Genomic DNA, 8,323 nt, shown 5'->3' with positions numbered 1-8,323 from the left:
GACGCGGTTATTCGGCTGTTCAATGATTTCCGGGGTGACGCGCACATCATAGCGGCCGGAGTGGCGGTAGATATCGGCGATGCGCTGCGCGTCGGACTGGACCATGGGACGCGACAGGGTGCCGCGCGGCTTGGACTGTATTTCCGACGAAAGCTGATCGTCCTTGATCTTCTTGTTGCCCTCGAACGCAATCCGGCCGATCACCGGATTCTCGATGACGGTCACCACCAGGCGACCGCCTGCCTGGTTGATTTTTACATCCTGGAACAGGCCGGTCTCGATCAGCGCCTTCAGCCCGTCGTCGATGCGTCCCTGATCCAGCTTGCCGCCGGGGCCCGGCTTGAAATAGGAGCGGATCGTTTCGACCTCGACCCGCCGGTTACCCTCGACCTGAATCGAAGACACGGTTTGGGCGACGGCGGGCGACGATACAAGCACAGCGGCCAGCGTAACGGCGGCCGGCATGGCGAACATCATCAGGGCGGCTAACAAGCCCCCCCGTACTCGCATTCCAACATTCATGCGCAACGCGCCCTTATCATTCCAGTGCCGGACCGCACCCCTACGAACCGGCAGATTCCCATCGGCTGTCCCGCTTGTAGCCAATTTCGCCGGGGTGGCAAACGCCCCATCGCTGCGCAATTCCATTTTCATTCCAAGACGTTGCCCATCGGCAACGTCATAAAAAAGCCGTTTCATGATGCGGCCAGATGCAGGATGTCGTTATAGGTCGCAAACACCATCAGCATCAGCACCAGACCGAGCCCGATTCGGAATCCCATTTCCTGGGCCCTCTCCGACAAGGGCCGTCCGCGCACCGCTTCGACCGCATAGAACAAAAGGTGACCGCCATCGAGCAACGGCACCGGAAACAGATTCAGCAGCCCAATCGATATCGACAGCACCGCGGCAAGGTGCACCAGCGCCGCAAGGCCGATAGTGGCGACCTGACCGGAAATCTGGGCGATCCGTAACGGTCCGCCAACCTGGTCGGCTGCTTCGCGTCCGGTAAAGACGCCGCCGATATAGGCCAGCGTACGGTCGATCACGAACCAGGTTTCCTTGACGCCCAGCCACAGCGCGGTTGCGGGGTCCACACGCTCGGTCATGACATCGCCAGGCGCGGTCGCGCGGGTAATTCCCAGCACACCCAGCCGATGGACGTTTCCAAACGGATCCTTCACTTCCTTGAGTTCCGGTGTCCCGTGCAATTGCACCGTGGAATCGCCGCGTTTTACGGTAAATGTCAGTTGCTCGCCGGCTCGCGCGCCGACAATCCGCTGCATGTCAGTGAAGCTTCCAATCGCTTTATCGTCGATCGCGGTCACCACATCGCCAACCTGAAAACCGGCCGCCGCCGCCGCACTAGCGGCCTCGACCTTGTCGACGCGGGCCGTCGTGCTCGGCTTGCCAAAAAACGTAAACAGGCTGGTAAAGATCACGATCGCCAGAATGAAATTCGCGATCGGACCGGCTGCCACGATCGCGGCGCGGGGTCCGACCCTCTTGTGGTGAAAACTTCCCGCACGCTCTTCGTCGGTCATATTGGCGAGCGCCTCGGACGAGGGCGTAGAGGCCTCGCTGTCGTCGCCGAAGAACTTGACGTAGCCCCCAAGCGGGACGGCCGAGATCTTCCATCGCGTGCCATGCCGGTCGTTGAAGCCGACCAGTTCCGGCCCAAAGCCGAGCGAGAAAGTTAACACCTTCACGCCGGCCCAGCGGGCGATCAGGAAATGGCCCAGCTCGTGGAAGAACACCACAATCGTGAGGACGAACAGAAACGGGATGATATAACCGATAAAACCATGGCTTAACGTATTGAAAGTATGCAGGAAAAACTCAGACATCCGATTCCCCTCAACCGGAGCCGCAAGGCCCGGTTCCCCCACCCTCTACGATGCCTTTAAGGCAATTTGAGGCAATAGGGTGACAGCTTTATTTCGCGCATTATGGTCAACGGCGATAGCGTCATCCGCCGAAGTCAGCGGCGCGCGGTTTCCTTCGCGAATCCAGGCGTTCATGGTGGACTCGACGAGCCGCGCGATTGCGCCAAACCTGATCCTGCCGGCGATGAACGCTGCCACCGCCACCTCGTTGGCGGCATTGTACACGGTGGTGGCCCCGTGACCGGTCCGCAGCGCGTCGTAGGCGAGCCGAAGCGCCGGAAAACGGTCCAAATCCGGCTCTTCGAAGGTCAACTGTCCGATCTTGGCAAGATCGAGCTTCGCCGCCGGGCCGACGATGCGGTCGGGCCAACCGAGGCAATGCGCGATCGGCGTGCGCATGTCGGGCGCACCTAGCTGGGCCACGACCGAACGATCCGAAAACTCGACCATGCCGTGAATGATCGACTGCGGGTGCACCAGAACGTCGATTTCATCCGGCGCAAGCGCAAACAGATATGAAGCTTCGATAACCTCGAGCCCCTTGTTCATCATCGAGGCCGAATCGATGGTGATCTTTTGTCCCATGCTCCAGTTCGGATGCTTTAGGGCCTGCGCCAGCGTCGCCTGTTCGATATCTGCGACCGCCCAGGTGCGGAACGGTCCGCCGGAGGCCGTGATGATGACGCGAACCAGTTCCTCCCGGCTGCCGGAACCGAGCGCCTGAAACAGCGCGTTATGCTCGGAATCGGCGGGCAAGATGCAGGCCCCGGCTTTCGCCGCACGCTGCATGAAGAAATCGCCGGCACAGACCAGGCATTCCTTGTTCGCAAGTGCGACCGTCGCACCCCGATCCACCGCCGCCAGCGCAGGTTTCAGTCCAGCCGCTCCACTGACGGCAGCCATGACCCAGTCCGCCGGACGCGCCGCGGCCTCGATGATCGCGCTTTCGCCCGCGCCGCATTCGGTGGCAGTCCCGGCCAGCGCGTCCTTGAGATCTTCGAGGCGATTGGGATCGGCAATGGCGGCAAAGCGCGCGTCGAATTCAATCGCCAGCTTCGCCAGGGCTTCGACGTTGGTGTTGGCGGTCAGGGCCTCGATTTGATAGCGATCGGGCGACGACCTCAGCAAATCCATCGTGCTGTCGCCGATCGAACCGGTGGCGCCGAGGACGGTCACGGCACGTACGGCAGACGCCGCGGCTTTGCTGTTACGCAACGGAACTGCGCTCATGGTTTCACCAAACCATAAGACCGCGGCCGACGCCATCCACGCCACCCCGCAAAATCCCGAAAATCGCCGCCAGGACTATCGCGGCGACGAAACCATCGAGGCGATCCAATAGCCCGCCATGGCCGGGGATAATATGGCTGGAGTCCTTGACGCCGAAACGCCTTTTCACCGCGGATTCAAAGAGATCGCCGAGTTGGGAGACGATCGAGAGAACCGCGCCCAGCAGCAGCAACGGGCCGGTCTTGCCAAGGCCAAACGCTGCAAACCCGGCCGCAACAACCAGGCTCGCGACAAAACCGCCGACGGCGCCAGCCCAGGTCTTTTTAGGGCTCACGCGCACCCAGAGCTTCGGCCCACCGATGCCGCGACCGGCGAAATAGCCGCCGGTATCGGTCGCCCACACCACCAACAGGACCAGGATCAGTGCCGTAAATCCCTCCACCCGATCGAGGCGCACCAGCACCGATGCAAGCTCGGCCGAGGCCGCATAGAAAAATCCTGCCGCCGTCCAGGCGCGCCGTTCCGGCGAGAGCAACGCCACGCCGGCGAAACCGACAGCCAATACCAAAAACGCCGCATCGATGCGTCCGAACGCCAGCAGAAATCCGATGATCGCCAGCGCGATTACTCCACTGGCGACGACGCGGATCTGCCTCACGGCGCCGACGATCATCAGCCATTCGACGTAGAGGCCGGTCACGGCCAGCGTCACCAGCGCGGTCCACAACCATCCCCCGGCATAGGCGATTGCGATAGCCGCCGGCGCGAGCACCGCTGCGGCGACGATACGCATCAGGAGATTGCGCCCCTGCTCGGCGACAGCCGCCGGCGCGGCTTCGCCCTCGGTCACGAGGCGGTTTTCGCGGCCAGACCGCCGAAACGACGCTCCCGTCTGGCGTATTCGGCGATCGCGCCTTCGAGGGCGGCCTTGTCGAAATCGGGCCAATGGATCGGCACGAACACCAGTTCGCTGTAGGCCGCCTGCCACATCAGGAAATTCGACAGCCGTTGCTCGCCGCTGGTGCGAATGATGAGGTCGGGATCGGGAATATCCGGTGCATCGAGATACCGACCGAGGGTGTCGGCGTCGATCGACGCCGGATCGCGCTTTCCCTCCGCGACCTCGCGCGCCAACCGCTGCGCGGCATGGGCGATTTCCTGCCGCGATCCGTAGTTGAACGCGACGACGAGATTGAGCTTGCTATTACCCTTGGTCAGCTCTTCCGCTTCGTTCAGCAGCGTGCAGATGTCCGGCTCCAGCCCGTCGCGTTCGCCGATCACCCGCACCCGCACCCCGTCGCGGTGCAGTGTGGCAAGGTCGTTACGGATGAAGCGCCTGAGCAGGCCGAACAGGTCGCCGATCTCGCTGGCGGGCCGCGACCAGTTTTCCGAACTGAAGGAGAAAATCGTGAGGTAGAGGATGCCGAGCTCGTTTGCGGCGCCAACGACGCGGCGCAACGCCTCGACGCCGCGGCGATGGCCTTCGGCGCGCGGCAGGCCGCGGGCCGCTGCCCAGCGTCCGTTGCCGTCCATAATGATCGCCACATGCAAGGGACCATCGGATCGATCCGGTCCTTCGGTTGCGGGGGCGGCGGCGTTCGACATCGATCAATCCTTAAGGCCTCAACTCAAACGGTGAGGATTTCCTTTTCCTTGGCCGCGAGCAACTGATCGATCTCGGAAATCGTCCCGTCGGTCGCCTTCTGCACTTCGTTGGCCAGACGCTCCTGATCGTCCTCGGAGATCTCGTGGTTCTTCTCGAGCTTCTTGACGGTATCGAGACCGTCGCGGCGGACATGCCGCACCGCGACTTTGGCCGCCTCGGCATATTTATGCGCGACCTTCACCAGTTCCTTGCGGCGATCCTCGTTGAGTTCGGGAATGCGCAAGCGGAGTACCTGCCCTTCGGTCGCGGGGCTAAGGCCGAGATTGGAATCGACGATCGCCTTCTCCACCGCCTTGACCATCGATTTGTCCCACACCTGCACCGAGAGCAGACGCGGTTCGGGCACGCTGATGGTGGCGAGCTGGTTAAGCGGCATGTGGGTGCCATAGGCATCGACCTGAACCGGCTCCAGCATCGAAGCCGAGGCGCGGCCGGTGCGCAAACCGCCAAGTTCGTGCTTCAGAGATTGGGTGGCGCCCTGCATGCGGCGCTTCAATTCGTTGATGTCGAAATTAGCCGTGGGCATAACGCTCTCCCTCCTGAAAACTCGTCCGGGCCTTCATCCCTGCGCCTCGGCACCTTTGCAGGTCAGCCGGCGACGATGGTGCCGTGACCCGTGCCGCGCAGGATCGCGCCGATCGAACCCGGTTCAGCGATCGAGAATACGATGATAGGCAGCGACGTCTCGCGGGCAAGCGCGAATGCGGTGGCATCCATCACCTTGTAGCCACCTTCGATCGCCTGTGAGTGGGTCAGGCGGTCGAACCGTTTCGCGGAAGGGTCTTTTTTGGGATCGGCGCTGTAGACGCCATCAACGTTGGTGGCCTTTAGCACGGCCTGGGCCCCTATTTCGGCCGCGCGTAACACCGCCGTGGTGTCGGTCGTAAAGAACGGATTGCCGGTTCCACCGCCGAGCAGCACGATGCGGCCTTCGGCGAGATATTTGTGCGCCGCACCTCTGGTGAACAGCTCGCAAATCTGCGGCATGACGAACGCCGACAGGGTCCGCGCGGGCGCGCCCCGGCGTTCGATGGCAGCCTCGAGCGCCAGGCAGTTCATCACAGTGGCGAGCATGCCCATGGTATCGCCGGTCGGACGCGAGACGCCTCGCGACGATACCTCCACGCCGCGGACCATGTTGCCACCGCCGACGACGACGGCGACTTCGACACCGAGCTGTTTGGCTGCAATCAGGTCGCCGGCGATCCGGTCGATGGTCGGCTGATCCATGCCAAAGGAATGGGTACCGGCAAAATATTCGCCCGAAAGCTTGACGACGACCCGACGATAGACCGGCTCAGCCATTTGCGATCGCCTTCCTTCCGGGCCTGGTAAATCCCGGTCTACGACACCGTTGCGAGATCTCCCGGCGGTTTCTTCTGCCCGCTGGCAGCCGCGACCTCGGCGGCGAAATCGGATTCCTGCCTGTCGATTCCCTCGCCCAGAGCATAGCGCACAAATCCGGCGATCTTCACAGCCGCGCCGATCTTGCCCTCAGCTTCTTTCACGGCCTGCGCGACCGACCTGCCGGTGTCATGGATAAAGGCCTGCTCGAGCAGGCAGACTTCCTTGTAATAGGTCTTCAAACCGGACTCGACGATCTTCTCGATCACGTTCTCCGGCTTGCCCTGCTGGCGGTATTTGTCGGCCAGGACATCCTTTTCGCGCCTGACGATGGCAGGATCCAAACCGGCCGGGTCCAGCGCCTGCGGATTGGCCGCTGCAACATGCATCGCAAGCTGGCGGCCGAGAACCGCGAGTTCGTCAGCATTGCCGCTGGATTCCAGCGCCACGATCACGCCCATCTTGCCGGCGCCCTCGATCACGGCGTTGTGCACGTAGCTCGACACCACGCCCTTGCCGACTTCCAGCGAAGCCGCGCGGCGCAGCGTCATGTTTTCGCCGATGGTTGCAATGGCGTCCGCAATGGCGGTCTCGACCGTAACCTCGCCGACCTTGGCGGCCTTGATCTTCTCCACGTCGGCGCCGACCTTGAGCGCGACCTGGGCGATCATCTTGACCAGCCCCTGGAACTGCTCGTTGCGCGCAACGAAATCGGTCTCGGAATTGACCTCGACGACCACGCCCCTGGTAGCGGCCGTCAGCGCGCCGATCAGGCCTTCCGCCGCGACGCGGCCGGCCTTCTTGGCGGCCTTCGACAAGCCCTTCTTGCGCAGCCAGTCGATCGCCGCCTGCATGTCGCCGCCGTTTTCCGAAAGCGCCTGCTTGCAGTCCATCATGCCGACGCCGGTGGTCTCGCGCAGGTCCTTGACCATCGTCGCTGTGATTGTTGCCATCGCTAAACGTCCTCTGCCTGTCAGGGCGGTCGCGGCACGGCCTTGGCCCCTCGCCGCCATCCACCATCAGGAATTACGTAAGTTGAAAAAGTGGGTGGCCGGAATGCTCCGGCCAGCGCTTATTGCGTTATTCCGCTTCCGCGGTCATCGCCTTGGCCTGGGCTACCCAGCCATCGGCTCTGCTCGGAAGTCCGACCTCTTCGCCGATCTTGTGGGCGGTGTCGTGATCGAGTTCGGCGAGCTGCCAGTAGTGGAAGATACCGAGATCGTTGAACTTCTTCTCGATCGCCCCGGACACGCCGGTAAGCTTCTTGAGATCGTCGGCGGCCCCCCGCGGCCCGGCCAGACCCTGGAAGCCGGCAGGCTGCGGCTCCGCCGGAATTTCCTCGCGGACCGGATGGGCGGAAGCGCCGACGTCGACGCCGGATTCACCCTGCGCGCGCGAAATTCCGTCGATGACGGCGCGGGCGACCAGATCGCAATACAGCGTGATGGCGCGGCCGGCGTCATCATTGCCGGGCACCACATAGGTGATGCCCTTGGGATCGGAATTGGTATCGACGATGGCGGCGACCGGAATGTTCAGCCGCTGGGCTTCCTGGATCGCGATGTCTTCCTTGTTGGTGTCGATCACGAAGATCATGTCGGGCAAACCGCCCATCTCCTTGATGCCGCCCAGCGAACGATCGAGCTTGTCGCGCTCGCGCTGCAAGGTCAGCCGCTCTTTCTTGGTGTAGGCGTTGGCATCGCCGGAATTGAGCACTTCATCGAGGTGGCGCAACCGCTTGATCGAACCGGAAATCGTCTTCCAGTTGGTCAGGGTACCGCCGAGCCAGCGCGAGTTGACGAAATACTGCGCCGATCGCTTGGCCGCCTCGGCGACGCCGTCCTGCGCCTGCCGCTTGGTGCCGACGAACAGGATACGGCCACCTTTGGCGACGGTATCGCTGACCGCCTGCAGCGCGCGATGCAACAGCGGCACGGTCTGGGCGAGGTCGATGATGTGGATATTGTTGCGGGCACCGAAAATGTAATCCGCCATTTTCGGATTCCAGCGGTGCGATTGATGACCAAAGTGCACGCCAGCTTCAAGCAGCTGACGCATGGAAAAATCGGGTAGCGCCATAGTCTTTGTTCTCCGGTTGGTTCCTCCGGAAACGTGTGAGCAGACGAGCCTTATGGCCCGGCTGCCACCGGACGGCCTTTTGAGCCATGTTTCCGTGTGAGATGGCGCGGTATATAGC

General features: G+C 62.5%; 9 protein-coding genes. All 9 read right to left on the bottom strand.

Translation table 11 applies throughout. From position 1 onward, the window contains the following. Nucleotides 1-522 (bottom strand): POTRA domain-containing protein (locus E7813_RS19685; RefSeq protein WP_291576746.1); only part of this gene is annotated, 522 nt, incomplete at its 3' end. A gap of 173 nt (nucleotides 523-695) precedes the next feature. Beyond that, nucleotides 696-1,847 carry an RIP metalloprotease gene (locus E7813_RS19680; RefSeq protein ID WP_291576743.1) on the bottom strand — a complete coding sequence of 384 codons (1,152 nt, stop codon included), beginning with the start codon at nucleotides 1,845-1,847 and terminating at the stop codon, nucleotides 696-698. A 45-nt stretch (nucleotides 1,848-1,892) separates the two neighbouring features. Next, complete coding sequence (gene dxr, locus E7813_RS19675) at nucleotides 1,893-3,116, bottom strand: 1-deoxy-D-xylulose-5-phosphate reductoisomerase (protein ID WP_291576741.1); 1,224 nt, start codon at nucleotides 3,114-3,116, stop codon at nucleotides 1,893-1,895. A gap of 4 nt (nucleotides 3,117-3,120) precedes the next feature. Further along, nucleotides 3,121-3,966: a phosphatidate cytidylyltransferase gene (locus E7813_RS19670; protein WP_291576739.1), complete on the bottom strand. Its 846-nt coding sequence runs from the start codon at nucleotides 3,964-3,966 to the stop codon at nucleotides 3,121-3,123. Beyond that, complete coding sequence (locus E7813_RS19665; RefSeq protein WP_291576737.1) at nucleotides 3,963-4,721, bottom strand: isoprenyl transferase; 759 nt, start codon at nucleotides 4,719-4,721, stop codon at nucleotides 3,963-3,965. The genes E7813_RS19670 and E7813_RS19665 overlap by 4 nt, the downstream gene beginning before the upstream one ends. 23 nt (nucleotides 4,722-4,744) lie before the next feature. After that, entirely contained in the window at nucleotides 4,745-5,308 is a 564-nt protein-coding gene (gene frr / locus E7813_RS19660) for a ribosome recycling factor (RefSeq protein WP_291576735.1), read from the bottom strand. A 62-nt stretch (nucleotides 5,309-5,370) separates the two neighbouring features. Next, entirely contained in the window at nucleotides 5,371-6,087 is a 717-nt protein-coding gene (gene pyrH / locus E7813_RS19655) for a UMP kinase (protein WP_291576733.1), read from the bottom strand. A 38-nt stretch (nucleotides 6,088-6,125) separates the two neighbouring features. Next, complete coding sequence (gene tsf, locus E7813_RS19650) at nucleotides 6,126-7,079, bottom strand: translation elongation factor Ts (RefSeq protein WP_291576732.1); 954 nt, start codon at nucleotides 7,077-7,079, stop codon at nucleotides 6,126-6,128. A 127-nt stretch (nucleotides 7,080-7,206) separates the two neighbouring features. After that, nucleotides 7,207-8,205 (bottom strand): 30S ribosomal protein S2, encoded by a 999-nt coding sequence (locus E7813_RS19645; RefSeq protein WP_291576729.1) that lies wholly within the window; start codon nucleotides 8,203-8,205, stop codon nucleotides 7,207-7,209. Nucleotides 8,206-8,323: the final 118 nt, after the last annotated feature.

Origin of the sequence: Bradyrhizobium sp. (genome assembly GCF_004799405.1) — a bacterium.
Lineage (GTDB): Bacteria > Pseudomonadota > Alphaproteobacteria > Rhizobiales > Xanthobacteraceae > Bradyrhizobium.
The sequence above is the reverse complement of the archived record's forward strand: the minus strand, read 5'-3'. Positions and strand labels throughout refer to the sequence as shown.

Bases quoted from the DNA above. Each gene is read 5' to 3' on its own strand.
- frr (WP_291576735.1), bottom strand. From the start codon at position 5,308: ATGCCCACGGCTAATTTCGACATCAACGAATTGAAGCGCCGCATGCAG.
- dxr (WP_291576741.1), bottom strand. From the start codon at position 3,116: ATGAGCGCAGTTCCGTTGCGTAACAGCAAAGCCGCGGCGTCTGCCGTA.
- E7813_RS19665 (WP_291576737.1), bottom strand. From the start codon at position 4,721: ATGTCGAACGCCGCCGCCCCCGCAACCGAAGGACCGGATCGATCCGAT.
- E7813_RS19680 (WP_291576743.1), bottom strand. From the start codon at position 1,847: ATGTCTGAGTTTTTCCTGCATACTTTCAATACGTTAAGCCATGGTTTT.
- E7813_RS19645 (WP_291576729.1), bottom strand. From the start codon at position 8,205: ATGGCGCTACCCGATTTTTCCATGCGTCAGCTGCTTGAAGCTGGCGTG.
- tsf (WP_291576732.1), bottom strand. From the start codon at position 7,079: ATGGCAACAATCACAGCGACGATGGTCAAGGACCTGCGCGAGACCACC.
- pyrH (WP_291576733.1), bottom strand. From the start codon at position 6,087: ATGGCTGAGCCGGTCTATCGTCGGGTCGTCGTCAAGCTTTCGGGCGAA.